Source organism: Candidatus Thermoplasmatota archaeon (assembly GCA_035540375.1).
Classification (GTDB): domain Archaea; phylum Thermoplasmatota; class SW-10-69-26; order JACQPN01; family JAJPHT01; genus DATLGO01.
Genome location: DATLGO010000048.1, coordinates 1 through 24,900, shown reverse-complemented (window position 1 = coordinate 24,900; position 24,900 = coordinate 1). Strand labels below are relative to the sequence as shown.

Below are 24,900 nucleotides of genomic sequence, written 5' to 3'. Positions count from 1 at the left end.
TTCTGCTCCAAGACGCTCATGGCGGCGATCGTCACGTTGGAGCAAGCGGCGTGGCCGCGCGCGGCGCGCCGGGAACGCGATCCATGGAAGGGGCCACCCCGCCGGCCGGAACGCAAGGGCCGCCCGCCCGCGCGTCGAACGGCGAAGGCGCCTCGAGCCTCGCGTTTCCCCGAGCCCGCGCGGCCCTCGCGTTCCACGTCCTCCTTTTCGTCCTTGCGACCGTCGGCCTCGCGACGAGCGTGGTGGACGTCGCCATCCCCGCGCTCACGGGTCGGCCGCCCTTCGGTCTCCTGCTCGCCCACACCGATCGTCACGGGCCCGCCTACTTCGCGGCGCACGTGTTCCTCCACAACCTCGGCATCGCCGCGCTCGTGCCGGGCCTCGCGTTCTTCGCGATGCGGCTCGAACGGGACGCCCGCGCGCGCCGCCTCATCCCGTCGCTCCTCCTTGCCGCCTCCGTCGTCGCGGTCGGGGCGGGCGTCGCGCGCGTCGCGACCGATCCGAGGCTTCTCGCGCTTCCGCTCACCGGCCCGCTCCTCGCGCTCGAGGCCCAGGCTGTCCTTGCGCTCGCGTTCGCGGGGCATGCCGAAGCGCGTCGGCACGAACCGGGCGGCGCGCTCGGGGAGTCGCTCGCGCCGAGCGCCCGGCGACTCGCGCTTCCGTTCCTGCTCGCGACGGGGACGCTCGCGGTCGCGGCCTGGATCGAGACCATCCCGCGCCTCCCATGAGGCGCGCACGCAGCGCTCCCGGCCACATGCGTGCGCCGTCAGGACGCGCGCTCAAGGTCCGGCATTCGTCGCACAATTCTCTTGGGCGCGCGAAAGCCCCGGATCGTGGGGCAAGGCCCCAGGTAGGTTCTCATGAAGCGACTGCTCGGTCCCGAACTCCGACGCGACAACGAAGGCATCTCCGCCGTCATCGGCGCGATCCTCATGGTGGCGGTCACCGTGATGCTCGCGGCGACCGTCTACACGGTGGTGAACGGCTTCGGCGGGGACGGCGTCGGCGCCCCCACGAACGCCGCGTTCAAGGTGCAGGCGATCGACACCGATGACGACGGCGTCACGGACACGATGAAGCTCATCTACGTCTCCGGGCCGAACCTGGACGTCGGAAAGGTCCGCATCGTGGCTCCCGGCGTTTCGTGGGTGGGAACGCCGTCGGCCACGTGGTCGGCCGGCGACTTCATCACCGCGGCGCCCGGCGCGGGCGGCTGGCCGGTGACGGTGAGCGTGTCGGGCGCGACGGTCCTCGACCAGACCGTGAATCTCGGCGAGTGAGGGCAAGCTCCGCCCGGGCGAAGCCGCCCGGGCGGGCGTGGGAGGTGGGATCTCATGATCATCCGTGTTTCCGAATTGATCCACGAGCTGGAAAATGCGAACGTCCCCTTCGACCCCGCCGCGGTCGTCAAGGACCCCGAAGCGCACTGGTCGCGCCTGCCGGCCGAAACCCGGCTGCCCTGGATGCGCCGGGCGGGTGTCGATTGGCCCGAGGGGGCGCGGCTCCGGTTCAGGCTGCTCAAGCCGAGGAACGACGAAGCGACCCGCGATGGCGAGCTCTACCTCCGGCTCATGCGCGCCGAGACCGCGAGGCCGGCGCTGGCATGGCAGAACGTCGTCGATTACGCGCGGTTCAGGCCCGTCGATCCCGACCTCGTCTCGGCGACGTTCGCCGCCGTCGCGCCGGCGCGCGTCGAAAATCCTTTCGAAACCGGCTCGTTCGTGTCGCGCCGTCGCATCGTCGAGGCGCTCGACCAGGCATGGGAAGGCGAACGCTACGACGTCGCGAAGGACGGCGCCTTCCTCGTGCCTCCCGACGTTGAGGAAGGGAGCAATCTCGAGGACGAGTACTGGATCGAGTCCCCCTTCAACCACGCGGCCATCGTCCGTACGTCGGAGAACGTCTACGAGTACCGCGTCGCCGAGCCCCCGCTCAGCCGATACGAGGCGACCCTCTTCGCCGACCTTTCGGCCCGCATGCGGGACGTCCTCGTGCTCGCCGAGCCCGACGGGGAGACCGAAGACCCGCTCGTCGAGGTGTCCCGGCGCTTCCTCGGCCTCGTCGCCGCGCGCCGTCTCGCGCTTGCGCGACGGACCGCCTACAAGCTCGGCTACTACATGCTCCGCAACTACGTGGGTTTCGGGCGGCTCGAGCCCCTCATGCGCGATCCGCACATCGAGGACATCAGCTGCAACGGACCCGGCTTCCCGCTCTACGTCGTCCATTCGCGGTACCAGAACCTCCGCTCGAACGTCCGCTTCGACGAGCTCGAGCTCGACGGCTACACGATCAAGCTCGCCCAGCGCGGCGGCAAGATGATCTCCGTCGCGCAGCCGCTCGTGGACGCCACGCTCCCGGGGGGGTCCCGCGTGCAGGCGAGCCTCGGCCAGGAGGTGACGAGCCACGGCTCGACGTTCACGATCCGCAAGTTCAAGGAGGACCCGCTCACCGCCGTCGACCTCATCCGTTCGGGGACGCACACCTCGGAGACGCTGGCGTTCCTCTGGCTCGCGGTCGAATCGAAGTGCAGCATGGTCGTCATGGGCGCGACCGCCTCCGGCAAGACGACGACCCTCAACTGCCTGAGCCAGTTCATCCCCCCCGCGGCCAAGGTCGTCTCGATAGAGGACACGAAGGAGATCACGCTCCACCACGAGAACTGGCTCTCCGCGGTGACGCGCGAGTCGTTCACGGGCCGCGAGGAAGGGACCGTCTCGATGTACGATCTCCTGAGAGCCGCGCTCCGGCAGCGTCCCGAGTACATCCTCGTCGGCGAGATCCGCGGCGCCGAAGGGCTCACGCTCTTCCAGGCGATGAGCACCGGCCACACGTGCTTCAGCACGATGCACGCGGGCGGCGTCGAGAATGCCGTCTACAGGCTGGAGAACGCGCCCATGGGCGTTCCTCGCGTCATGGTCACCGCGCTCAACTTCTTCCTCCTCCAGGGGCAGGTGGACGTCCGCGGCCGACGCGTCCGGCGCCTCCTCTCCCTCACGGAGGTGACCGGCATCGACCCGGCGACGCGCAACCTCCGCATGAGCGAGATCTTCCGCTGGCACGCGGGAAGCGACGCGTTCGTGGAAGGACCGTCATCGTCCATCCTGAACGAGGTCCGCGACCGGCGCGGATGGACGCGCGACAGGCTCGCCCAGGAAATCGTCGACCGGAAGGCTGTCCTCGACAGGCTCGTCGAGAAGAACGCGCGCCACTACGGCGACGTCGCGAAGGCCGTGCGCGCCTTCTACGCCGAGCGACCGCTCGAAAAGAAGCCGCGCCAGCCCAGGATCCTCAAGCTTAGGCACACGGGCGTTTCGGAGGACAAGCCTTGAAGACGGTCACGTTCGGCGCTTCCGAGATCGATCTCCGGAAGGCGCGGTTCGGCCTCCTTCCAGAGCGGTACGCCGCCTTCGCGAAGCGCGCGACGATGGCGTCCGCCGCGGGCGCGGCGCTCGCGGCGGCCGCCCTCGCATTCGTCTTCCGGTGGGGCCCCTTTTCTGCTGCGATCGGCGTCGTCGCCGCGGGCGCGCTTGCCGCCTACGCCGCGCGCGCCATCTTCGAGCTCGCCCCGAAGGCCCGGGCGGCCTCGCGCGCGCGGCGCATCGAGATCGAGTTTCCGAGCGTCGTGACGCTCGCCTACGCGCTCGCGCGCGGGGGCACGCCGATCGAGGACGTGTTCCGCGCGATCTCGGCGGAACGGGACGCGTATCCGGAAACCGCGCGCGAGTTTGAGGCGCTCGTCCGAGACATCGACCTTGCGGGCGCCGATCTCCACGCGGCCGTCGCGACCCGGGCCCTCGAATCGCCGGCGGAGCCGCTCACGCGCTTTTTCGAGGGCCTCGTGGCGGTCCTCGGATCGGGCTCGGACGTGCAGGAGTACTTCCGCAACCAGGCCGAGTCCGCGCTCGCGCGAAGCGAAACGACGATGGAGAAGGCGATCGACAACGCGGCCCTCCTCGCCGAGGCCTACGTCAGCGCGCTCCTCGTGCTGCCGCTCCTGCTCATCGTCATCATCAGCGTGTTCGCGGCCTTCGGCGCCGGCGCCGCCTCGGTCCTCCCCCTCATCGTCTATCTCATGGTCCCGATCGGCACCGTCCTCTTCCTCCTCGTGGTGGAGATGGCGCTTCCGCCGGACCCGCTCGCCGTCCCCGCGCCGCGCGTCGGTGCGCTCGAGGACGTCGGCTTCGAGGTCGGGCCCCGTCAGGCCCCGGCCCGCGCGCGCGAGCGCGGGCGCGAAATCGAGGAGGACGACCCGACCGCGACCGGGGCGGGCAGGGGTTTCGCTGAGGTCGCGGCGTTCGCGCGCGCGAAGCTGCGTCGCTACGGCGAGGCGACGCTCGAAAATCCCGCCCTCGCGCTCGCGGTCTCGATTCCCGTCGCGCTCGTCGCGGGCCTCCTCCTCCACATGACGCTCCCGCCTCCCGGGCCAGGGTCCGCCGGCTGGTGGACGCGCGCCTCCCACGCGATCGTCGCCACGCTCGTCGTCGCCGTGGCCCCCGTCTCCGTCATGCACGAGATCCGCGCGCGCCGCCTCCGCGCCTACGAAGGCGCCCTTCCGGAGGCGCTCGGAAAGCTTTCGAGCTTCAACGAGCGGGGCGTCGGCGTCCTCCGGTCCATCGGCATCGTGGGCCGCACGACGACGGGGCCGCTTGCGGCGGAATTCCGCCGGCTCACGCGGGACGTCGCATGGACCGGCAACTTCCGCGGCGCGCTGCGGCGCATGCGCGCCCGCATCCGGACGCCCGACGTGTCGAAGATCGCCATGCTCTTCGAGCGGGCCTCGCGCGCGACAGGGAACCTCAAGAAGGTGATCGACGTCGCGCAGGCGGACGTGGCGCGCATGGCGAAGCTGCGCGACCGCAAGCGTCACGCGATGGCGAGCTACGTGATGGTGGTGTACGTGGTCTTCGCGGTGTTCCTCTACGTGGTCTACATCGTCGCCGACCTCTTCCACGGCGCCGACAGCTTCACCGCGCTTGCCGCCTCCGGCGGCGGCCGGCTGGGCTTCGGCGCGCAGGCCGACCCCGTCCAGTCGAGGCTCCTCTTCTTCCACGCCGCCGTCGTCCAGGCTGCCGCAAGCGGCGTCGTGGCCGGCAAGCTCGGCGAGAACTCGATGCTCTCGGGACTGAAGCACGCCGTCGTCCTCACCCTCGTCGCGTGGGCGGTCTTCACCGCGGGGATCCTCTAGCCGCTTCAGCGCGCGACCTCGACGGACGAGGGCATCGGGACCGGGATTCGGGTCCGGGACGGGTGCGCGCGCCCGGGCTCGCGGGTTCAAGCGACGCGAGCGGCCGCCACGCGCGTCCCCGCGCCGCTCACGCGAGCGGGCGACGCGAAGCCCGCTCACCGTTCGAGAAGGTCCGCGGGTTCGGGTCGGAGGCGCAGAAGGCGGCAACCCCCCGGTCCACGGGAGGCGTCCGGAGGAAGGGGGCGGAAAGCCTCCGTCTCAGCACACCGTCGCATGGGCTGCGAGGCCCGTTGCGAGGGAAAGACGCCGGATATCTGCCCCTAAGGCGCCAACCGCGTGCGGTCTCGCGGGAAGAGCACGGCCTCGCGCACGTTGTCGAGGCCGAGGACCTCCATCGTGAGCCGGTCGATGCCGAGGCCGAAGCCGCCGTGCGGGGGCATGCCGTAGCGGAAGGGCTTGAGGTAGTCGGCGAAGTCCGAGGGCTCGAGACCCTTGTGGCGGATGCGCGCTTCGAGCTTCGCGACGTCGTGCTGGCGCTGCGCGCCGGACGTGACCTCGAGGCCCGCGTGCTCGAGGTCGAAGCTGCGCGAGATGGGCGTCGTGTCCTCGACGAAGGTGTAGAAGGGGCGGATCTGCTCGGGATACTTCGTGATGAAGTAGAACTCGTGCCCGCGCTCGGCCATGATCTCGCCGAGGATCTTCTCGGCCGCCGCGTTCAGGTCCTCGCCCCACGGGATCTCCGCGCTTTCGCCCTTGTCGTTCGTCCAGCGCTTCGTGCCGTTCACGAGCGCGAGCGCCTCGTCGTAGGTGAGGCGCGGGAACGGAAGGTCGGGGACCTTCACGGCCTTGCCGAGGAGCGCGAGCTCGGGTCCGGACTGGTCGTGGACGGCCTGCCACATGTCGCGCACGGCCGTCTCGAGGACCCGCATCACGTCCTCCTCGCTCGTGACGAACGCCATCTCGACGTCGAAGGCCGTGACCTCGTTCAGGTGGCGGTACGAGTTGTGCTTCTCGGCGCGGAAGTAGGTCGCGACCTCGAACTGCCGGTCGATGCCGGTCGCCATGAGCATCTGCTTGTAGAGCTGCGGCGACTGCGAGAGGTAGGCGCCCTTCTCGAAGTACTTGACCGCGAAGAGGTCCGTGCCGCCCTCGCTCGACGCCCCGATGATGCGCGGCGTGTGGACCTGCAGGAAACCCTGGCGCGTGAACGAGTCGATGCCCGCCTTCACGAGCGTCGAGCGGACCTTGAAGATCGCCTGGATCTCGGGCTTGCGGAGGTCCATGAAGCGGTTGTCGAGGCGCGTCTCGAGCTCCGCGTCCACCTTGTCGACGACGCCGAGCGGGAGCGGCGTTTCGGCCTTCGAGAGGACGTCGAGCGCGTCGGGGAGGATCTCGTAGCCGTTCCTCGCCTTCTCGGACGGCTTGACCGCGCCCGAGACCGCGATGACGCTTTCGCGCGGGACCTCGACGAAGCGCGCCACGAGCGCGGGATCGAGCTTCTTCTTCGGGAGGACGATCTGGAGCGTGCCCGAGCGGTCGCGGAGGATGACGAACGCGATGCCGCCCATGTCGCGGACCTCCTGCACCCAGCCCGCGACGACGACGGTCTGGTTGTGCTCGGCGGGACCGATGGCGGTCGCGTATTTGCGCGCCTGGAGGTTCACGGCCATGGCGCGTGCAAACGTCTCCCCCGATTTAAAGGACCCGTCCCACGGGGCGCGGCGTCACGCCTCGGTGCGGGCCCGCTCAGCGATGACCGCGAGCACGGCCCGCATGTTGGCTTCGCCGTCCCACGGTTCCGACGCGGCCTTCCGCCATGCCGCTTCGCCCGCCTTCCGCCAGACCTCGACGTGGCGGGTCACGTTCGGGAGCGCCCGCACCACGTTGTCCGCGACGTTCACGCTCGCGCTGCGCGCGGTGCGCGAGAGCGGGTTGATGTCGATCGTGAGGACGGTCTTCCCCATCGCCCGCAGGGCTTGCGCGCGGTCGCCGTCCTCGAGCGGGACAAGGACGCAGTCCGCGCCCGCGATCCCCTCGCGCGTGCTCTTCGCGCGCTCGCTCGTGAGGCCCGGGATGGTGGGCGTGGCGCCGCGACCGAGCACGTCGCGGCAGCCCGCCGTTTCGAGGTGGGCGACGAGCTTCTCGACGCGCGCCTCGGTGCGGTGGAAGAGGTTCACCTCGACCTTGCAGCCGAGGGCGCGCTGGAGGTCGGCGAGCGCTCCCGGGACAAGGACCGCGGTGTTGCCGTTCACGGACAGGACGGGATCGCGTGCCGCGAGGAGGCGCGCGGCCGCCGCGCGCGCGGCAAGATCCGCGGGCGGCGTCGTCCGCTCGCCCAGAAGGTAGTCGAAGGCTTCGCCGCGGCCGTGCGCGATGAGGCCTTGGGGCGCGACGAGCCCCTGGGCGACGCCCGCGACGACGCGCTCGCGCAGGACGAGGCTCGCGTAGCGGGGGTGGTCGGGCGGGATGTCGGTCACGCGGGGGCGAGGCCGGTCCCGCGCCTAAAGCGTTTCCGGGGCGGTGACGCCGTGTCACCACGGGCGGGGACGGACGATCCTTCAAGGGGGCCGGGTCGGACGATCGGACGTGTTGCCGGAGACCGCGAGGCTTACCGCGCTCGTTCTCGTCGCCGCGCTCCTTGCGCCCCTTGCGACGCTCGCGCCCACGGCCGGGGCGAGCGAAGCGCCCGCCTTCGTCGTCGTCGCCGTGGTCGATACCGGCATCAACCCGTACCACGCCGACTTCTCGGCGGCCACGTACCCGGACCTCGCCGTGCTCGAGGCCTCGGGCGGCTTCACGAAGGACCCCGCGACGTGGCTTCCCGGCTACCCCGGCGGCGTCGCGCGGCTCGACCTGTCGCTCGGCGCGCCGAGCTATGCGGCCGCGAAGGCCGCCGACAAGGCCGTCTTCGACGCGATTCCCATGAAGTCGCTTCGGTGGATCCCCGGGACGAAGATCATCGGCGTGTACGACGCGGACAACGCGGCCCCCCTGAACGCGGAGGCCGACGCGACGCACGTGCTCGACGACGACGGTCACGGCACGCTCAGCGCGAGCGTCGGCGTGGGCAACCAGTTCGGCTCGTGCCCCCGATGCCTCCTCGTCGTCGTCGAGGGCTTCAGCGGCCTCGCTTGGGCCGCCTCGCAGCCCTGGATCGACGTCATCTCCAATTCGTGGGGCTCCGTCGGGAACCTTCCGACCGAGATCGGAGAAGGCACGCCGGAGGTGACGCGGGCCTTCGCCGAGCGCGGCGGCACCGTCCTCTTCGCCGCGGGCAACGGCGTCGAGAACGGGTACGTCGTGCCCGAATCCACGTGGTTCTCCGAGAAGACGGGCCCCGGCTGGGTCGTCACCGTCGGCGCGTTCAACCGGCCGGCCGAGAACGTTCGCGTCCCCGTCCTCGGCACGGGCCGCCCGGTGCACCTTCTTGCGCAGGGCGTCGGCGTCCCCGGCGCGGATCCGTTCCACAAGACGAACGCGGCGACGCACAGCGGCACGTCTGCCGCGACGCCCATCGCCGCCGGCGTCTTCGGCGCGACGCTCGGCGCGGCCCGCGACGCGCTCGACGACGCGCGCCCGGGTCCCCGCAAGGTGGGGCCGCTCCGCGTCGCGGCGAGCGGCGCGCCCGTCCCCGGCAGCCCCGCTCTCGAGGATGGCCTCCTCTCCCGCGCGGAGCTCGCGGAAACCGTCTTCCTCGCCGCGCGCGCGACGAACCACGGCTCGCTCACCTTCAGCCCGCTGAGCTTCCCCATGATGGCCGCCGCGGCGCGTCCCCTCGGCGAGGGGTGGGGGTGGGTCGGTCGCGAGACGGTCGCCGACGCGGTCGCCATCCTCCTCGGCCACGCGCCTCACCCGGCGAAGCCCGAGGCGCGGTCGTTCTTCATGGACGACGCGTTCATCCGCGACGCGCGATGGGGCGCCTGGGACAAGGACGGGAACGGCTCCCGCGAGCGCGCGCTGCCCTCGGGCCTTCCTTGAATCGACGCGATTTCCGGAGAACCGAGAAGGCATCGCCGCGCGTCGTCCTCCGCGCATGACAAGCTACGAGCAGCTCGCCGAGAAGACGCACCGCTTCGGGAAGAACGCCTACCTCGAGGTCGCGCGCAAGCGCGTGACCGAGAAGGGCGAGGCGACGGAGTTCCTCATCGTGAGCCGCGGCTTCATCCAGGAGGACGGGTCGAAGCGCTGGACGAAGTTCGTGACGCTTCCCGCGACGGACGAGACGCGCAAGTGGCTCTCGGAAGCGCTCGCGGCGGTCTGACTCCCGCCATGATCACGCTTCGAGCTCGCGCCGGGCGGCTTCGAGCGCTTCCGACGCGAGCCGTCGAGCCTCCTCGTTCTCCTCGATCTCGGCGTGCGCGTGGCCGAGGGCCTCGAGGTTGAGCGCGAGGTCTTCGGCGGCGATGCCTCGCGCGGCGAGCACCTCGCGGCACCATCGCGCATATCGCGCAAAAAGGCCTGGCTCGCCGAACTCGACGGCGGCGGCGAGGGTTTCGACGTGCAGGAGCGTGTCTTCCAGACAGAACGCTCGGACACGCTCCCCCGCCGCCCCGTCGGGGAACGGACGCCGCAGCGCAAGCCAAGCGACCGCCCGGTCGCCGAGGGCGCTTTGCGAATCGATGAGCCGCCGTGCGGCCTCCGGGCCATCCACGTCAGTCTCCCCTCTTGCTGTCGAGAACGTCCTCGAACAGAGCCGGCGGCTCGGTCGAGATCGCCTGAGCGAGATCGTCCGGGATGCGGTCCTGCGAAGCCGCGAAGTCGTCGCTTTTCAGATAGGCGGCGAACGACGCGAGGTCCCGCCATTCGGTGACGAACAAATACTCGCCCGCGGCGCCTTTGCGGCGCAGAAGCCTGAGCCTCAAGAAGCCGTCGTGCGCGTCGACGCGCCCCAGTCGCGACCTCAACTTCTCCTCAAGTCGGGCCCCCTCCGAGGGAGCGACGCGAAGCGTCGAGGCGACCATGAGCACGCGGAAACGCTCCTTCACCGGTGCATAACGGTTTCCGCAACCTCCATGCTCGTTGGCGACCGCATGGTATCCGATGCGGACGGTCGGTGAATGGGCCGACCTGCTCCTCGAGGGGGATCCGGAGGAGGCGGTCGAGGCCCTGCGCGACGCGCTGACCCGGCACGGCGATCGCGCGACGTTCTTCGAGGAGACGGTGGCGCCGATCCAGCGCGAGATCGGCGAGCGGTGGGCCTCGAACGCGATCGGTGTCGCTGACGAGCACCGGGCATCGAATCTCGTCGCGGAGGCATTGGCGCACGCGGCCGCGACGCGCAGGTCCATCGGGGGCCAATCCCGCGTGAGGGCCGTCGTCGCTTGCGTCGAAGGCGAGCTTCATGCGCTCGCGGCGCGCATGGCCGCGGACGCCGCCATCGACTACGGCTGGCGCGTGACCTTCCTTGGGGCCAATGTCCCGACCCGCGAACTCGCGAGATACGTGGCGCAGTCGAAGGCGAACGTGGTCCTTCTCAGCGCCGCGACGCTCCCGAACCTCCGACAGGCCCGGCACGCCATCGAACGCCTGCGCGAGGTCGCCCCGGACGCCGTGGTGGCCGTGGGGGGACGGGGCATTGTGGCTTATCCCGAGGTGGCGAGGACGCTCGGGGCGGACGTCATCGAATCGGATCTGAATGCGGCGCTCGAAGCGATCGAGGAGCGCCTCGGTCCGTCGCTTGCCCCCGAACGGGGATCGTGAGCGTCGCGGTCGTGCGTCCCCGAGCGTTCGTGATCGTCAAAGCGCCTTCGTGACGCTCGGCGACGCGGCGCACGATCGCGAGACCGAGACCTGCCGCTTGAGCGTCGACGCCTTGAAGGCCGCGCGACATGGCCGCGTCGGCCGGCCTAACAAGTTCTCCGGGAATGCCGGGGCCGTTGTCGGTCACCGCGAGGCTCCAGCCGACCGTCGAGGATTCGCTGCGGATGGAGACGACCGGCCGCTCCCCATCCGCGTGTTCGACAGCGTTCGCGACAAGCTCCGTGACGGCGAGCCGGAGGGCGTCGGGCGAGGCGCGCAGACCCCGCGGGGTGGCGATGTCCACCTCGATCGGGACATGCCGGTCGGGATGACGCTCCCGCGCCTCGTCGATGGCGCGGGCGACGATCGGCGCGACCTCCTCGATGGTTTCGAGCGATCCCGCGCGGGAGGCCTCGGACAGGGTCGAGAGCCGGAGGACGCGGGCCCGCACGCGATCCGAAAGCGTCGCGATTCGCTCGACGATCGAGACGGCCTCGGGACTGGGCTCGAACTCGCGCCTCAGGATCTCGGCGAGGGTCCGGAGGCTGCGGAGCGGCTCCCGGATGTCGTGCGTCACCCAGAGCGCGAAATCCTCCATTTCGCGCCTTGCGCGTCGCTCGTCCGCGTGGGCCCGTTCGAGGCGCGCGAACGCGAGCTTCAGGCGTTTCGCGAGGCGCGCGCGACTCAGCGGACCGGCCGCGACGCCGGCGATGAATTCAACGCGGGCTTTGAGAGCGGGTTCGGGAGGGCTTTCGAACCGGACGCAGATGACGCCGAAAACCGCCCCCTCCGAAATCAAGGGCACGGCAAGTTCCGAGGCGGCCCCGGCCGGGTGGATCGTCGTGCGGCCCGAGGCCGCCGCCTGCGCGGGCGCATGCGCCTCCGTGAGGTCGAGCAATGCTCCCGCCGTCTCGTCGCCCGCGACGTGGGCGAACCCCTCGCCCTCGTCGATCCACACCGCGCCCGTTCGCGCGTCGACTTCGGCAAGGATGGATTGCAGCAGGCGCGACGCCAGAGGCTCGAGCCCCGTCAGATCGGCGTCGGCGACGACCGCCAGCCAAGCGGCCTCGTCCGATCTCGCTGATCCTTCCGCCATGCCATCCCTTTTCGCGGGAATGGAGCAAAAATCTGGCTTCCCGCGGCGGTCGCGCTTGGGAGACTCAGTGCCCGAGAAGCTCCGCGTAGCTCGCCCGGACGCTCGCGCCGATGCCGAGCCGGTCCGCGAGCGCCGGCGCCAAGGACGCGAAAGCCGCGACGTCCGCCTCGGTCGCGCCGGCCTTCTCGATCTCCACGAACGGCTCGAGCCCCTCGACCTCGTCGTAGCTCACCTCGAAGCCCTCGATGCGCCAGACGCGTCGCCGCTTCGCGATCACGAAGGCTCGCTCGAACCCGAGCGATTCGAGAAGGGCAAGGGTCGCGTCGAGGTCGTCGACCGCGAGGGTGATCTCGCGCCGCGATTTCGTGCGGGGGTCGAGCTTGGGACCCTTGTACGTGACTTCGATCCTCCCATCGGCGCGCTCGCGCACGCGGAGCGCCTCGTCCGTCGCGCGGAAGTCGCGCGCCGGGTGCGCGTGATAGGTGTCGCGCTCGCGCCGCTCCTCGGGATCGCCGTGGGCGAGCAGCCGCTCGAGGGTGGCGGGTCCGGCCGGAGCCTTGAGCTCGAGCTCGATCATTGCGACGCCGAGCGCACGGCGTCGCTTGAGCCTTTCCGGAGGTCTCTTGAAGGGACAGCGCGCTTCCGGGGCGTGGCCCCCCGGACCCTCGCGGTCGGCTTGCTTCTCGTCCTCCTTGCCGCCCCGCTTGCCGGGTGCGTTTCGCTCACGCCCGCGAAGGTGCCGCAGAATCTCCTCGGCGGAAACGGCTGGAGGCTCGACACGGGGCGCTCGGACGACGCGCCGAGATCCGAGGCCTTCGGCCTCGCCGCGCGCCAGTCGCTCGTCTACGTGGACGAAGGCCGCTCGCCGCGCGGCTACCCGGGCCAGATCCTCCTCCTCACCCTCAAGGGCCTCCTCACGCCCTCGGACGAGTCGATCAAGGACCAGGTGCGGACGCAGGTCCTCGAAGGCGCGGCGGCCGCGGGCATCGCCGTCGGCGCGCAGAGCCGGGAGGGTCGCCGCGCGCTCGCCTCGGGCGCGACGAGCACGTTCTTCACGTACGACGGCGTCGTGCGCGGCGGAGGCGGCGTCTTCACGACGTCCAAGGCCGAGGTGAAGATCCTCGGCGAGGTGTGGCACTGCCGGCAGACCGGCACGAGCGTCCTCGCGGTCGCGCTCGCGCAGGTGAGCGACGTGGACGCCGTGGGGGGCGTCGAGCTGCCCGCGAACCGCGACGCGACCACCTGGCGGGAGATCGTGGCCGACCCCTCGGGCGCCCTCGACGGCACGGGCAACGGCCTCGTCTACGCCGTGACGTGCGCCTGAAGCCCGACACCTTTTTAACGGGTTGCCCCTTTGCCGCGACATCCGGAGCGGTGGTTTTCCGATGGTCGACAAGGGCAGCATCATCCGAGTGGAGTACGAGGCGTGGACGGCCGACGGCGAGCTCTTCGACACCACGAAGAAGGACGTCGCGAAGGCCCAGAACGCCTACCACGAGGAGACGGTCTACGAGCCCCTCCCGCTCGTCGCGGGCGTCGGCCGCGTCATCCCCGGCTTCGACAAGGCCCTTCTCGCCGCGAAGGTCGGCGAGGAGCAGGACGTCACGATCGGGCCCGCCGACGCGTTCGGCGAGCGCGACGCGAACAAGGTCGAAACCTTCTCGCTGCGCGAGTTCCAGAAGCGCGACATGGATCCCCGCCCCGGCCAGCGAATCCAGCACGAGAACCGCGTCGGCACCGTCACGAGCGTGACGCCCGGCCGCGTCCGCGTCGACTTCAACCCGCCTCTTGCCGGCAAGACGCTGCGCTACAAGTTCACCATCAAGGAGGTCGTCGCCGACCCCGCGGCCAAGGTCAAGACGCTCGTGGAGCTGAACTACGGCCAGGGCAAGGCCGACGGCTTCGAGGTCGAGGCGAAGGGCGATCTCTTCACGATCAAGCTCCCGGACGCCTGCAAGTACGACTCGCGCTGGTTCGTCGCGAAGTACCGGCTCGTCGCGGACCTCCGCGCCCACGCCGGCGCGAAGACGATCCGCTTCGTGGAGGAGTACACGACCGAGGAGCCGAAGGCCGAGACCGCCGAGCCGGCGGCGCCCTCCGCGTGATCGGGCCGCAAGCTTCTCGCGCGGGCCGCGCCGAAGGCGGGGCATGCCCGGCCATGGCCTTCACACCGACCGCGTGAGCGAAGCTTTCGCGCGCGACCGCATCCGCGCGACGATCGAATCGATCGACGATCCGCGACCCCGCGAAGGTCTCGCGGCGGTCGAACGGGACCTCGAGTCGATGAGGATCCCGCCGGCGATCCGGCTCCACCTCGTGTCGGCCGTCGCGCACCTCGGGCGGCAGGCGAACGAGACGCTTCCCGCGCGCCTCAAGGAAGCGAACGGCTACTGACCCCCGATAGCTTCAAGCCGGGGGTTCGCCCTCGTCCGCGCGATGGCCGACGACAGCATGGTCTCCCAGGTCCTCAAGGGCGGCGGCCTCATGGACCTCGTGGGCGGCGAAGCCCTCATGACGGAGGCCCTGAAGGACCTCCTGCGCGACGAGGTCAAGCGCAAGATGCGCGAGGAGCTCGAGCGCAACCCCGAGATCAAGGAGGAGCTCAAGGAGGCCGTCCGCCTCTACTTCGAGGCGAAGGTCCACGAGACGTACGCGAGCCTCAAGTTCGCGAAGGCCTCCGCGAAGCTCGGTGTCCAGCTCATGCCGCAGCACCTGCGGGACGAGCTCGGCCGCGAGTTCGCCCAGATCCTCGAGAAGGAGATCGGCGCCCTTCTGCAGAAGGCGCTCTGACGACGCGCCGTCCCGGGAAGCTTGAAGTCGGGACGCGACAGCCACCGCCTCCATGCGGAGGCCGTCGAACGTCCTCGTGACCGCGACCGCGGCATACGTCCTCGGACTTGCGGCCCAATCGACGCTCCTGTTCTTCCTCGTGCCCGCCGCCACGCGGGCCGTCGGCGGATCGGACCTCGACGGCGCCGCCTTCGTCCTCACCGCGCTCGCCTCCGCGGTCGTCTCGGTCCCCGCGGGGCGCCTCGCCGACCGCACGGCGCGCCGGCCCGTCATGCGGGCGGGCCATCTCGCGGTCTTTCTCGGGCTTGCGCTTCTCGCCCTCGCCCCGTCCCACGGCGCGATCCTCGCGGCCACCGTCCTCGGCGGCGCGGGCGTGGGAGCCTTCCACGTCGCGTTCATGAGCTACGTCGCCGACGTCGTGATCGCGCGCGGCGAGAAGAACCGCCTCCCCGCCGCGTACGGCGCGACCGGCGCGCTCGCCATCGCCGCATGCGCGCTTGCCCCGTTCGGCGCGGCCGGCCTCGTCGGGACCGCGACCGATCCCGTCGCGGGCGTGCGGATCGTCGCGGGCGCGCTCGCCGCGGCCGCGCTCGCGGCGGCTCTCCTCACGTGCCTCCTTCCGACCGCCCGCCTCACGGGCAGCGCGCGCCGCGGACCGCTTGCGGGATCCGCCCCGCATGCGCTCCTCTTCGCGGCCGTCGGTTTCCCGATGGGCGCGATCGGCGCCTGGTCCGGCCCGCACCTCCTCGACGGCCACGGCGCATCGGCCGCGGTCTGGGGCCTCGTTCTCGGGGTCGCGACCGCCGCGAGCGCCCCCGGAAGCGTCGTCGCGGGACGCCTCGCCCGCATCGCCTCGCCGCGCGCGGTGCTCGTCGCGTCAAACGCCGCGACCGCCGTCTCGGTCGCCCTTTTCGGGCTCGCGGGCGGCCTCGCCGAGGCCGCCGTCCTCCTCGTCGCGCGCCACTTCCTCGCGGCCATCGCGGGTCCCGCCATGAACGCGCTCGTCGCCGACAGCGGCGCCGAGACGGAGCGGGCGGGCGCGATCGGCGCCGCCGCCGCCTCGTGGCATCTCGCGTGGGCCGGCGGGGCGCTTGCCGGAGGGCTCTTGATGCCGGTCTTCGGAGGCGCCGTCTTCGTCGCTTCGGCCATCATCCTCGCGGGCGGCACGTGGGCCGCCGTCGCGCGGCTGCCCGCCGCGGCCGGCGGCGCGCCTGCGCCGGGTTGATGGAGGAAGCCGCGCCTTGCGGGGTCGTGTGGACGGTCTACCTCCTGCGCTGCCGCGACGGCACGCTCTACTGCGGCGTCGCGACGGACGTCGAGAAGCGCGTCGCGGCGCACGCGGCCGGCAAGGGCGCGCGGTACACGCGGGGGCGCGGGCCGTTCGAGGTGGTCTGGACCGAGCCGCACGCGACGCGCGGCGCAGCCCTCGCGCGCGAGGCCGCCGTGAAGCGCCTCCCGCGCCGTTCGAAGCTCGCGCTTGCGCGCCTCACGCCTTGAGGTGGTAGCCCGCGAGGTCGCGGATGCCGACGGGGCCGCGCTTCACGGCCTCGATCGCGGAGACGGCCGCGGAGGCCGCGGCGAGCGTCGTCACGAACGGGATGTCGAGCTCGACCGCGAGGCGCCGCATCATGTAGCCGTCGCGCTTCGCGCCGCGGCTCGCGGTGGGCGTGTTCACGATGAGCTTGATCTCGCCCTTGCGCATGAGATCGATCGCGTCCGGGCTCTTCTTCTCCGCGATGCGCCACGCGGTCTCGCACGGAACGCCGAACTCGCGCAGGTACTGCGCCGTGCCGCGCGTCGCGTAGATGCGGAAGCCCGCCTCGACGAGTCGGTGCGCGAGCGGGAGGACCTTCGACTTGTCCTCGTCCTTGATCGAGAGGTACACGGCGCCTTCGCGCGGGAGGCGGACGCCCGCGGCCTCCATGGCCTTGAAGAAGGCGCGGTCGAGGTCCGTGTCGATGCCCATGACCTCGCCCGTCGACTTCATCTCGGGGCCGAGGATCGCGTCGACGCCCGGGAGCTTGAGGAAGGGGAAGACGGGCGCCTTCACCGCGACGTGCGAGAGGGCTGGCTCCTTCGCGCCGATGTCCTTGAGCTTCTCGCCCGTGATCACGCGGGCCGCGATCTTCGCCATCGGGAGGCCGATCGCCTTCGAGACGTACGGGACCGTGCGCGAGGCGCGCGGGTTCGCCTCGAGGATGTAGACCTCCTTGTCCTTGATCGCGAACTGGAAGTTCACGAGGCCCACGACCTTGAGGGCGCGCGCGATGCGCTTCGCATAGAGGCGGAGCGTCTCCTGGATGTCCTTGGGAACGCTCATCGGGGGCAGGATCGAGGTCGCGTCGCCCGAGTGGACGCCCGCCTCCTCGACGTGCTCCTGGATGCCGCCGATGAGGACGTCGCCGTCCGCGTCGACGACGCAGTCGATGTCGATCTCGATCGCGTTCGAGAGATATTTGTCGACGAGGATCGGGTGCTTCTTCGAAACGCGGACGGCCTCGCGCATGTAGTCCGCGAGGTCGGCCTCGTCGTACACGATCTCCATCGCGCGGCCGCCGAGCACGTAGCTCGGGCGCACGAGCACCGGGTAACCGATCTGGGCCGCGATGTCGCGCACCTCCTCGAAGGAGTGACCGGTGCCGGACTTCGGCTGCGGGATCTTGAGCTGGTCCATGAGCGCCGCGAAGCGGCGGCGGTCCTCCGCGAGGTCCATGCTGTCGGGCGAGGTGCCGAAGACCTGCGTCTTGAGGTGCGGGCGCTCGGCGAGCGCCTTGCCGACGGGGACCGCGAGGTTCACGGACGTCTGTCCGCCAAGCTGCAGGATGATGCCGTCGGGGTTCTCGCGCTCGAGGATCTCCATGACGTCCTCGAGGTTCAGGGGCTCGAAGTAGAGCTTGTCCGAGGTCTGCGCGTCCGTGGACACCGTCTCAGGATTGTTGTTCACGACGATGACCTCGAAGCCGCGGCTCCGGAGTTCCTGCACCGCGTGCACGACGCAGTAGTCGAACTCGATGCCCTGGCCGATGCGGATCGGGCCGCCGCCGACGATGACGACCTTCCGGCGGTCCGTCGCGGGCGCCTCGACGAGGCCCTGCGAGGGCTCGTACGTGGAATAGAGATAGGGGGTCGCGGCCGCGAACTCGGCGGCGCACGTGTCCACCATCTTGAACTGGGGGCGGATGCCGAGGGTCGCGCGGGCGCGGCCGACCTCGTCCTCCGTGAGGCCCCAGACTTCGCCGAGCCACCCGTCCGCGAAGCCGAGCGACTTCGCGCGGCCGAGGAGCGTCGCGAGGTCCGCGTTCGGCGGGACCTTCCCGCGCGCGGCCTCGGAGAGGACGCTTGCGAGCTTGTCCTTCGCGCCGATCCACAATCCCTCGAAGGCGACGAGGTGCTGGATCTTGCCGAGGAACCAGGGGTCGTAGGCGCCGACCTCGCACACCCGCTCGAGCGTCCAGCCGCGGCGGAACGCCTCGGCCGCGAGGAACATGCGGCGGTCGGTCGGGAACCTGAGCTCCTGCTCGATCATCGCGTCGGTCCACTCCGTCGCCTCGCCGGGGGGCCGCGGAAGCTCGAGGCCCCAGCGGTCCGTCTCGAGGCTGCGGATCGCCTTGAGGAACGACTCTTCGAAGGTGCGGCCGATCGCCATGACCTCGCCCGTCGACTTCATCTGCGTGCCGACGCGGCGGTCGACGTTCCGGAACTTGTCGAACGGCCAGCGGGGGATCTTCGTGATGATGTAATCGAGCGCCGGCTCGAAGGAGGCGGGCGTCGTGCGCGTGACCGAGTTCGGGATCTCGTCGAGCGTCATGCCGACGGCGATCTTCGCGGCGACGCGGGCGATCGGGTAGCCCGTCGCCTTCGACGCGAGGGCCGAGGAGCGCGAGACGCGCGGGTTGACCTCGATCACGCGGACGTCGCCCGTCGCGTGGTTGAAGGCGAACTGCACGTTGCAGCCGCCCGCGATCTTGAGCGCGCGGATGATCTTGATCGCGCTCGTCCGCATGCGCTGGTGATCGGCGTCGGAGAGCGTCTGCGCGGGGGCCACGACCATGCTCTCGCCGGTGTGGACGCCCATCGCGTCGATGTTCTCCATGTTGCAGATGATGATGCAATTGTCGACGCCGTCTCGCATCACCTCGTACTCGAACTCCTTCCAGCCGAGCACGCTCTCCTCGATGAGGACCTGTTTGATGCGCGAGTAGATGAGGCCGCGGCCCACGATCTCGCGGAGCTCCTCCTCGTTCCACGCGATGCCGCCGCCCGTGCCGCCGAGCGTGTAAGCGGGGCGCACGAGGACGGGATAGCGGCCGCCGAGCCGCTCCGCCACGATGCGCTTCGCGTCGGCGTAGGTGGTCGCGACCTCGGCGATGGGGCACTGCTCGCCGATGGATTCCATCGCTTTCTTGAAGAGGTCGCGGTCCTCGCTCTTCTGGATGCTCTCGAGCGTCGTGCCGAGAAGCTCGCAGCCGTGCTTCGCGAGGATGCCCTTTTCGGCGAGCTCCGAGGCGAGGTTGAGCGCCGTCTGGCCACCCATGCCCGCAAGGAGCCCGTCGGGCTTCTCGATCGCGAGGATGCGGTCGAGCGTTTCCACCGTGAGCGGCTCGACGTAGACCTTCCCGGCCATCCCGGTGTCGGTCTGGATCGTCGCGGGGTTCGAGTTCACGATGACCGTCTCGTAGCCTTCCTCGCGCAGCGCGAGGGCAGCCTGCGAGCCGGAGAAGTCGAACTCGGCGGCCTGACCGATGACGATCGGGCCGGATCCGATGATGAGGATCTTCCGGATGTCGGTACGCTTGGGCATCAGAACTCACCCCGGGAAGAGAAAGCGGATTGTCGCGAGAAGAGCGTCCGCGTCCGGGGGCGTCGACCCATGGGGACCTTAGGTCCATAGCGGGGGTCCCTATTTCAGGTTAACCCGCGGGGGTGGACGCGGTTGTCCCGATTCGGACGCCCGCGCCCACGCGCGCCCCGTTTGTCGACACGCGCGCGTCCGGACGCGACGCGGCGCTCCGCGTGGGGCGCGAGGATCCATCGGGCGCGGCGCGGCCCTACACGTGCTTCACGGCGCGGAAGCCCGCGTCGGCGGCTTCCTTCGGCGCCTCGCGCCCGCCGCGGTCGAGCCACAGGCGGTAGCGGTCGAAGAGGAATTCCGTGTCCTGCGGGCCGGGGCACGCCTCGGGGTGGTACTGCGACGAGAGCACGGGGAGGCGGCGGTGGCGCAGGCCTTCCACGGTGCCGTCGTTCGCGTTCACCTCCGTGATGATGACGTCCTCGGGGCACGAGGCCGGGTCCACCGCGAAGCCGTGGTTCTGGCTCGTGATATAGACGCGGCCCGTCTCGAGGTTCTTCACCGGCTGGTTCGCGCCGCGGTGGCCGAACTTGAGCTTGAACGTCTTAAGGCCGTACGCGAGGGCGAGGAGCTGGTGGCCGAGGCAGATGCCCTGCGTCGGATACTTCTCCATGAGGTCGCGGAGCGTGGGAACGGTGTACTTCACGATCTCCGGGTGCGACGGGTCGCCGGGGCCCGGCGAGAGGAAGATGCCGTCCGGGCGGAGCGCCTCGACGTCGGAAGCGCTCGTGTTCCACGGCACGCGGTAGACGGTGCCGAAGCGCTTCTGGAGGTTGCGGATGATGTTGTCCTTGACGCCCGTGTCGATGAGGACGACCGTCTTGTCGCCCTGGCCATCGTACTTGCGCGTGGTCTTCGTGCTCACGCCCGCGACGAGGTTCGTCGACTCCGGGTGCGGGCGGCGACGGAGCTCGGCGAGAAGCTCCTCGGCCGAGCGGTCCTCCGTCGTGATCGCCGCGAGGAGCGTGCCGCGGTCGCGCACCTTGATCGTGAGCGCGCGCGTGTCCACGCCCTCGATCGCGGGCACGCCCGCGTCCTCGAGGAAGCGGCTCACGGTCATCGTCGAGCCGCGGTGGCTCGGGCGCTTCGCGGCCTCGCGCACGACGAAGCCCCACGCCTTGACGCCGTCGGACTCGTTCGCGTCGGGGAGGATGCCGTAGTTGCCCACGAGCGGGTACGTGAGCATGAGGAGCTGGCCCGAGTAGCTCGGGTCCGTGAGCGCCTCCTGGTAGCCGGTCATCCCGGTGTTGAAGACAAGCTCGCCGTAGGCGGTCGCGCGCGCGCCGAAACCGCTGCCTTCGACGACGGTTCCATCTTCGAGGACGAGGCGGGCACGCATCGCTGTAGACCCACCCTGCATGATGGGTCCCCGAAATAAGCGTTGCCCCGGGACGGCTTGCGCGCCCGTTCGGCCGCATGCGCCGCGCCGTCGCCGCCACCCATATGAATCGGAGCGGGCGGAGGGCGCAGGCGATGGAGGAGATCGACGAACACGCGGCGTTCCATCTCGAGGAAGTGGGGATCCCGCCGCGCGACGCGCGGCTCCTCGTGCTCCTCGCGCGGCACGGCGCGGCGTCGACCCGCGAGATCGTGGCCGCGACCGGCCTCCGCCAGCCGCACGTGAGCGCGACGATGGCGCGCCTCGTGCGCCGCCGCTGGGTCGCCGTGGGCGGCGTCAAGGGACCCGGCGCGGGACGCCCCATGAACGTGTATCGCCTCGCGAAGGACCTCGCGCGCATCCTCGAGGAGGTGCGGCGCGCGGGCGAGGAGCGGCACGTGCGGAGCGCGAAGTTCCTCCAGCGCCTCGGGACCCCGCCGCGCCGCCCGTGGGCCGCCGACGCCGCTTCGGATCCCTCGCGGACGCCCACAGAAGGCGCGACGTGACCCCGACAGGATCGGGCAACCTTCTTCATTTGGGAAGCCTCCGACGAAGCGAGGCTCCCTCGTGCGTCCGCTTCTCGTCTTCACCTTCGTCCTTCTCCTTGCGGCCGGCCCCGCCGCATCCCGGATCACGAGCTTCGACTTCGCGCACGAGGCGGGCGAGCCGCACCGCGCCGCGCTCGATGCTGCGGGTCAGATGAACTGCGTACGGGAGGCGATCGACCGCGCCGCGACCGAACGGTGCGCGCTCGAGGCCACGGGCGCGGATTTCAACGAAGGGGTCGTGGAGGGCTTCCGCCTCCTCGAGGCCTGGCACACGACGTTCGTCGGCCTCTATCAGGACGGCACGACCGGGCACGCGTCCGTCGGCCTCGGCGGGTACGGCTCGAACACGGAGCGCAACTTCGGCCTCCCGGATCTCATCCCTCCCGGCGCGAGTCGATTCTTCGCCTGGTCGGGCTTCTGGAACGACCTGAACGGGAACCGGGTCCTCGACCTTGAGGAGACCGCGAACCCGCAGCAGCCGAGCAACCCCACGCGGGGACCGAACCACGAGTGGGCCCGGTCGCCCGAGCCCGTCGTTGCGTACCTCGAGCCCGGAAGCCACCCCGGCTTCATGAGCGCGAGCGCCGCCGCCGAGGGCACGCCCGACATCCGCTTCGTCGACCGCGTCTTCTCGTACCCGCACCACGAGCAGGAGCCCGCCCCCGGCCCCGTGCTCTTCCTCGAAGGCTCGCTCCTCTCGCCGGTCACGATGACCACCGTTTCGGCCGCCATCCTCGCCCCCGACGGCGCGACGCCGTACACGCTGCGAACGAACTCGCGCGTGGATGTCGACCGCTACGTGGCCGTTGCACCGGGCCCTGTCGCCTCGCTCTATGCGGCAACGCTCGGGCCCATCGTGACGCCGAACCAGAGCCCGACGCTCGGAGCCTACCGGGTCGAACTGCCGCCGCTCGGCGGCACCGGCCTTGAATCGACGGCGGGCCCCGCGTACGCCGCGCTCTACGCGTCCTACCCCGTCGAACACGCGCCCGACTCGATGTCCACGGCCGCCGGCCGGCACGCCGACTTCGTCTCGAATTACGCAGGTTGGATCGACCTTCTTCCGCGCTCCGGATACGCGGAAGGCTCGAGCGTGTTTCAGGCGACTGCCTACACCCTGCGCGTCGGCGGCACGGGTTCGAGCCTCGGCCGCGGCGTCGATGGAGGACAGGCCGTCCTCCCGGGCGCGCTCCTCCACTTCGAACTCCGCCTCGGTCTCTGGAAGGACATCGACGGCGATGGGTTCGTCGGCACCGCGAGAGCGGGCGACGCTTACGAGAGCGGCACGCGACCCTCGCCCGACGACTACCACAATGCTCGCGGCGAGTTCTTCGGCACCGTCGCCCGCTACCCGAGCCTCTCCTCGAAGGAGAAGCTCTTCGCGACGCTCGTCCCCGACGAATCGTGGGGCCCGGGCGGCGTGCGGTTCGTCGGACGCGGCGAGGGAGAATCGCAGCAGGCGCCGAACGGCGGCACCACGCCCGTGAAGGTGGCCCTCGGCTTCGACCCGCGCTCGCCGGGCCTGTACACGAGCCACACGATGTTCTTCCCAGCCGGCACGCTCGAAGGCGGCTTCACCGTCTGCATCGAGCCGGTGCTCATCCACTACGTCGATGCCGCCGGTGTCGAAGTCCGCGAGACCCTCAAGGACTGCGACCGCTTCGAGCGCCTCGCGTGATCAGGCCACGCGCGCCGCGACGAGGTCCGCAAACGCGTCCGTCGAGAGCGTCCCGCCCGCATCGCGCGTGCGTCCCTCCGCGAGCGCCGCCCGGACCGCGTCCTCGACGCGGGCCGCGTCCCTCGCGAGGCCGAGGTGCCGGAGCATCATGGCCGCGCTGAGGATCGTCGCGGTCGGGTTCGCGAGGCCCTTGCCCGCGATGTCGGGGGCGGAGCCGTGCACGGGCTCGAAGAGCGCGTGCTTCGGCCCGTACGACCCGGACGGCGCAAAGCCGAGGCCGCCGACGAGGCCCGCGCATTCGTCCGAGAGGACGTCGCCGTAGAGGTTCATCGTGACGATGACGTCGAAGCGCTTCGGGTCCCGCACGAGCTGGAGCGCGCAGTTGTCGACGAGCATCTCGCTCGTCTTGATCGAGGCGCGCTTCGCGGCCTCCTCGTAGAAGACGCGGCGGAACAGGCCGTCGGAGAGCCGCAGCACGTTGGCCTTGTGGACGACGGTGACCTCGCGGCGCTTCTCGCGGACGGCGAGGTCGAGCGCGAAGGACGTCACGCGGCTGGAGCCGCGCTTCGTGATGCGGCGGAACGTCGTGACGCCTTCCGCGTCCTCCTCCTCGGGGCAGTTGTACATGCCCTCGGAGTTCTCGCGCACGAGAAGGAGGTCGAGACCGGGGACGAGGCACGGCTGGCCCCAGTCCTTCGCGGGGCGCAGGTTCGCGTAGAGGTCGAGGGCCTGCCTCAAGCGCAGGATGACGCTCTTGTAGTCGGGGTCCTCGTGGGCCAACGGCGAGGTGATCGCGCCGAAGAGGACCGCGTCGGCGCCGAGCGCCGCGTCGAGGGTCGCCTGCGGGAGGTAATGGCCCGTGCGCTTGCGGCACGCGAGGCCCGCGTCGGCCTCCGTGTAGTCGACGGGCGGCGCGACGGCGTCGAGGACGCGCCGCGCGGCCGCGACGACCTCGGGCCCGATACCGTCGCCGGGGATGACGCAGACGCGCTTCACGATCCGCCTCCCTTCGCGCCGAACTTCTTCTTGAGGTGCTCGATGAGGCCGCCGTCCTCGACGATCGCGCGCACGTCGTCCGGGATGCCGCGGCCCTGGACAACGGTGCCGCGCGTGAGGTTCGTGATGCGGCCCGTCGCGAGATCGACCTCGATCTCGTCGCGGTCCTCGATGCCCGAGACGTCCGCTTCGAGCACGGGGAGCGCGAGGTTGATCGCGTTGCGGTAGAAGATGCGCGCGAAGGTGGGCGCGATGACGCAGCGGATCCCGGCCTGCTTGATGGCCATGACGGCCTGCTCGCGCGAAGACCCGCAGCCGAAGTTCTTGCCGGCGACGACGAAGGCCGCGGCCTTCGCGCGCTTCGGGAGGTCGGGGGATTCGCCTTCGAAGACGTGGTCGCCGAGGTGGTCCCAGTCCTGCATGAAGCGGGCGGGGATGATGACGTCGGTGTTGAGGTCGTTCCCGAGGCGCAAGACCGGGCCGCGCATGCGGCCCGATCCGGGCCCCCCTTCAAAACCCTTAGCGTAGACGCGCTGGGTTTCGAGGATCCCGGCCCCGGACCGGGACCCGACCCCCGGACCCGGGCCCGTCACCCGGTCCCGGTCCGGGGCCGGGATCCTCGAAACCCAGCGCGTCTACGC

25 protein-coding genes are annotated in these 24,900 nt (G+C 70.7%); 15 read left to right on the top strand and 10 right to left on the bottom strand.

Annotated features, from left to right (window positions below; genetic code table 11):
- The first annotated feature begins 50 nt into the window (after positions 1–50).
- The 4 genes from VM889_05290 to VM889_05275 all read left to right on the top strand — a co-directional run bounded on the left by VM889_05290 (position 51) and on the right by VM889_05275 (position 5,185).
- The gene (locus VM889_05290; GenBank protein ID HVL47949.1) at positions 51–728 is read left to right on the top strand and encodes a hypothetical protein; all 678 of its coding nucleotides are present in this window, start codon (positions 51–53) and stop codon (positions 726–728) included.
- Positions 729–860: 132 nt separating this feature from the next.
- Positions 861–1,280: a type IV pilin gene (locus VM889_05285; protein HVL47948.1), complete on the top strand. Its 420-nt coding sequence runs from the start codon at positions 861–863 to the stop codon at positions 1,278–1,280.
- Between the two features lie 54 nt (positions 1,281–1,334).
- The gene (locus VM889_05280; protein ID HVL47947.1) at positions 1,335–3,329 is read left to right on the top strand and encodes a type II/IV secretion system ATPase subunit; all 1,995 of its coding nucleotides are present in this window, start codon (positions 1,335–1,337) and stop codon (positions 3,327–3,329) included.
- Positions 3,326–5,185: a type II secretion system F family protein gene (locus tag VM889_05275; GenBank protein HVL47946.1), complete on the top strand. Its 1,860-nt coding sequence runs from the start codon at positions 3,326–3,328 to the stop codon at positions 5,183–5,185. The genes VM889_05280 and VM889_05275 overlap by 4 nt, the downstream gene beginning before the upstream one ends.
- Positions 5,186–5,505: 320 nt before the next feature.
- Here VM889_05275 and aspS read toward each other — a convergent pair whose 3' ends face one another.
- Complete coding sequence (gene aspS, locus VM889_05270) at positions 5,506–6,855, bottom strand: aspartate--tRNA(Asn) ligase (GenBank protein HVL47945.1); 1,350 nt, start codon at positions 6,853–6,855, stop codon at positions 5,506–5,508.
- A 54-nt stretch (positions 6,856–6,909) separates the two neighbouring features.
- Entirely contained in the window at positions 6,910–7,662 is a 753-nt protein-coding gene (locus VM889_05265; GenBank protein HVL47944.1) for a phosphopantothenate/pantothenate synthetase, read from the bottom strand.
- Positions 7,663–7,771: 109 nt separating this feature from the next.
- Here VM889_05265 and VM889_05260 point away from each other — a divergent pair, with 109 nt between their 5' ends.
- Positions 7,772–9,163 carry a S8/S53 family peptidase gene (locus tag VM889_05260; protein ID HVL47943.1) on the top strand — a complete coding sequence of 464 codons (1,392 nt, stop codon included), beginning with the start codon at positions 7,772–7,774 and terminating at the stop codon, positions 9,161–9,163.
- A gap of 55 nt (positions 9,164–9,218) precedes the next feature.
- Positions 9,219–9,446: a hypothetical protein gene (locus tag VM889_05255; GenBank protein HVL47942.1), complete on the top strand. Its 228-nt coding sequence runs from the start codon at positions 9,219–9,221 to the stop codon at positions 9,444–9,446.
- 12 nt (positions 9,447–9,458) lie between these two features.
- On the opposite strand, the gene VM889_05250 is transcribed toward VM889_05255, so the two are convergent.
- The gene (locus tag VM889_05250) at positions 9,459–9,836 is read right to left on the bottom strand and encodes a hypothetical protein (protein HVL47941.1); all 378 of its coding nucleotides are present in this window, start codon (positions 9,834–9,836) and stop codon (positions 9,459–9,461) included.
- Position 9,837: 1 nt separating this feature from the next.
- Positions 9,838–10,146 (bottom strand): antibiotic biosynthesis monooxygenase family protein, encoded by a 309-nt coding sequence (locus VM889_05245; GenBank protein ID HVL47940.1) that lies wholly within the window; start codon positions 10,144–10,146, stop codon positions 9,838–9,840.
- Between the two features lie 79 nt (positions 10,147–10,225).
- Between VM889_05245 and VM889_05240 the strand changes: the two genes are divergently transcribed.
- Positions 10,226–10,885 (top strand): cobalamin-dependent protein, encoded by a 660-nt coding sequence (locus VM889_05240; protein ID HVL47939.1) that lies wholly within the window; start codon positions 10,226–10,228, stop codon positions 10,883–10,885.
- Here the strand turns inward: VM889_05240 and VM889_05235 are convergent.
- Positions 10,803–12,020: a HAMP domain-containing sensor histidine kinase gene (locus VM889_05235; protein HVL47938.1), complete on the bottom strand. Its 1,218-nt coding sequence runs from the start codon at positions 12,018–12,020 to the stop codon at positions 10,803–10,805. The genes VM889_05240 and VM889_05235 overlap by 83 nt on opposite strands.
- Positions 12,021–12,084: 64 nt before the next feature.
- On the bottom strand, positions 12,085–12,597 hold the full coding sequence (gene cyaB / locus VM889_05230) for a class IV adenylate cyclase (GenBank protein HVL47937.1): 513 nt from the start codon (positions 12,595–12,597) through the stop codon (positions 12,085–12,087).
- A 72-nt stretch (positions 12,598–12,669) separates the two neighbouring features.
- Here cyaB and VM889_05225 point away from each other — a divergent pair, with 72 nt between their 5' ends.
- From VM889_05225 to VM889_05200, 6 genes are all read left to right on the top strand, one after another.
- Complete coding sequence (locus VM889_05225; GenBank protein ID HVL47936.1) at positions 12,670–13,344, top strand: hypothetical protein; 675 nt, start codon at positions 12,670–12,672, stop codon at positions 13,342–13,344.
- A gap of 61 nt (positions 13,345–13,405) precedes the next feature.
- On the top strand, positions 13,406–14,125 hold the full coding sequence (locus VM889_05220; GenBank protein ID HVL47935.1) for a peptidylprolyl isomerase: 720 nt from the start codon (positions 13,406–13,408) through the stop codon (positions 14,123–14,125).
- 43 nt (positions 14,126–14,168) lie between these two features.
- The gene (locus VM889_05215) at positions 14,169–14,414 is read left to right on the top strand and encodes a hypothetical protein (GenBank protein HVL47934.1); all 246 of its coding nucleotides are present in this window, start codon (positions 14,169–14,171) and stop codon (positions 14,412–14,414) included.
- Positions 14,415–14,456: 42 nt separating this feature from the next.
- Complete coding sequence (locus tag VM889_05210; GenBank protein HVL47933.1) at positions 14,457–14,810, top strand: hypothetical protein; 354 nt, start codon at positions 14,457–14,459, stop codon at positions 14,808–14,810.
- 52 nt (positions 14,811–14,862) lie between these two features.
- Entirely contained in the window at positions 14,863–16,035 is a 1,173-nt protein-coding gene (locus VM889_05205) for an MFS transporter (GenBank protein HVL47932.1), read from the top strand.
- Positions 16,035–16,307: a GIY-YIG nuclease family protein gene (locus VM889_05200; GenBank protein ID HVL47931.1), complete on the top strand. Its 273-nt coding sequence runs from the start codon at positions 16,035–16,037 to the stop codon at positions 16,305–16,307. The genes VM889_05205 and VM889_05200 overlap by 1 nt, the downstream gene beginning before the upstream one ends.
- On the opposite strand, the gene carB is transcribed toward VM889_05200, so the two are convergent.
- The gene (carB, locus tag VM889_05195) at positions 16,297–19,611 is read right to left on the bottom strand and encodes a carbamoyl-phosphate synthase large subunit (protein ID HVL47930.1); all 3,315 of its coding nucleotides are present in this window, start codon (positions 19,609–19,611) and stop codon (positions 16,297–16,299) included. The two genes, VM889_05200 and carB, sit on opposite strands and share 11 nt — an antisense overlap.
- A 247-nt stretch (positions 19,612–19,858) precedes the next feature.
- Positions 19,859–20,998, bottom strand: a complete 1,140-nt coding sequence (carA, locus tag VM889_05190) for a glutamine-hydrolyzing carbamoyl-phosphate synthase small subunit (protein ID HVL47929.1) — start codon at positions 20,996–20,998, stop codon at positions 19,859–19,861.
- A gap of 134 nt (positions 20,999–21,132) precedes the next feature.
- Here carA and VM889_05185 point away from each other — a divergent pair, with 134 nt between their 5' ends.
- Together VM889_05185 and VM889_05180 are read left to right on the top strand one after the other, a co-directional pair.
- Positions 21,133–21,543: a MarR family transcriptional regulator gene (locus VM889_05185; GenBank protein ID HVL47928.1), complete on the top strand. Its 411-nt coding sequence runs from the start codon at positions 21,133–21,135 to the stop codon at positions 21,541–21,543.
- Between the two features lie 61 nt (positions 21,544–21,604).
- Positions 21,605–23,263 (top strand): hypothetical protein, encoded by a 1,659-nt coding sequence (locus VM889_05180; GenBank protein HVL47927.1) that lies wholly within the window; start codon positions 21,605–21,607, stop codon positions 23,261–23,263.
- On the opposite strand, the gene VM889_05175 is transcribed toward VM889_05180, so the two are convergent.
- Both VM889_05175 and leuD read right to left on the bottom strand, forming a co-directional pair.
- Positions 23,264–24,259, bottom strand: coding sequence for an isocitrate/isopropylmalate dehydrogenase family protein (locus VM889_05175; protein ID HVL47926.1), 996 nt, complete (start codon positions 24,257–24,259; stop codon positions 23,264–23,266).
- Entirely contained in the window at positions 24,256–24,747 is a 492-nt protein-coding gene (gene leuD, locus VM889_05170) for a 3-isopropylmalate dehydratase small subunit (GenBank protein HVL47925.1), read from the bottom strand. The genes VM889_05175 and leuD overlap by 4 nt, the downstream gene beginning before the upstream one ends.
- Positions 24,748–24,900: the final 153 nt, after the last annotated feature.

Bases quoted from the DNA above. Each gene is read 5' to 3' on its own strand.
- VM889_05285 (HVL47948.1), top strand. From the start codon at position 861: ATGAAGCGACTGCTCGGTCCCGAACTCCGACGCGACAACGAAGGCATC.
- VM889_05280 (HVL47947.1), top strand. From the start codon at position 1,335: ATGATCATCCGTGTTTCCGAATTGATCCACGAGCTGGAAAATGCGAAC.
- aspS (HVL47945.1), bottom strand. From the start codon at position 6,855: ATGGCCGTGAACCTCCAGGCGCGCAAATACGCGACCGCCATCGGTCCC.
- VM889_05255 (HVL47942.1), top strand. From the start codon at position 9,219: ATGACAAGCTACGAGCAGCTCGCCGAGAAGACGCACCGCTTCGGGAAG.
- VM889_05245 (HVL47940.1), bottom strand. From the start codon at position 10,146: ATGGTCGCCTCGACGCTTCGCGTCGCTCCCTCGGAGGGGGCCCGACTT.
- VM889_05240 (HVL47939.1), top strand. From the start codon at position 10,226: ATGCGGACGGTCGGTGAATGGGCCGACCTGCTCCTCGAGGGGGATCCG.
- VM889_05235 (HVL47938.1), bottom strand. From the start codon at position 12,020: ATGGCGGAAGGATCAGCGAGATCGGACGAGGCCGCTTGGCTGGCGGTC.
- cyaB (HVL47937.1), bottom strand. From the start codon at position 12,597: ATGATCGAGCTCGAGCTCAAGGCTCCGGCCGGACCCGCCACCCTCGAG.
- VM889_05220 (HVL47935.1), top strand. From the start codon at position 13,406: ATGGTCGACAAGGGCAGCATCATCCGAGTGGAGTACGAGGCGTGGACG.
- VM889_05215 (HVL47934.1), top strand. From the start codon at position 14,169: ATGCCCGGCCATGGCCTTCACACCGACCGCGTGAGCGAAGCTTTCGCG.
- VM889_05210 (HVL47933.1), top strand. From the start codon at position 14,457: ATGGCCGACGACAGCATGGTCTCCCAGGTCCTCAAGGGCGGCGGCCTC.
- VM889_05205 (HVL47932.1), top strand. From the start codon at position 14,863: ATGCGGAGGCCGTCGAACGTCCTCGTGACCGCGACCGCGGCATACGTC.
- VM889_05200 (HVL47931.1), top strand. From the start codon at position 16,035: ATGGAGGAAGCCGCGCCTTGCGGGGTCGTGTGGACGGTCTACCTCCTG.
- carB (HVL47930.1), bottom strand. From the start codon at position 19,611: ATGCCCAAGCGTACCGACATCCGGAAGATCCTCATCATCGGATCCGGC.
- carA (HVL47929.1), bottom strand. From the start codon at position 20,998: ATGCGTGCCCGCCTCGTCCTCGAAGATGGAACCGTCGTCGAAGGCAGC.
- VM889_05185 (HVL47928.1), top strand. From the start codon at position 21,133: ATGGAGGAGATCGACGAACACGCGGCGTTCCATCTCGAGGAAGTGGGG.
- leuD (HVL47925.1), bottom strand. From the start codon at position 24,747: ATGCGCGGCCCGGTCTTGCGCCTCGGGAACGACCTCAACACCGACGTC.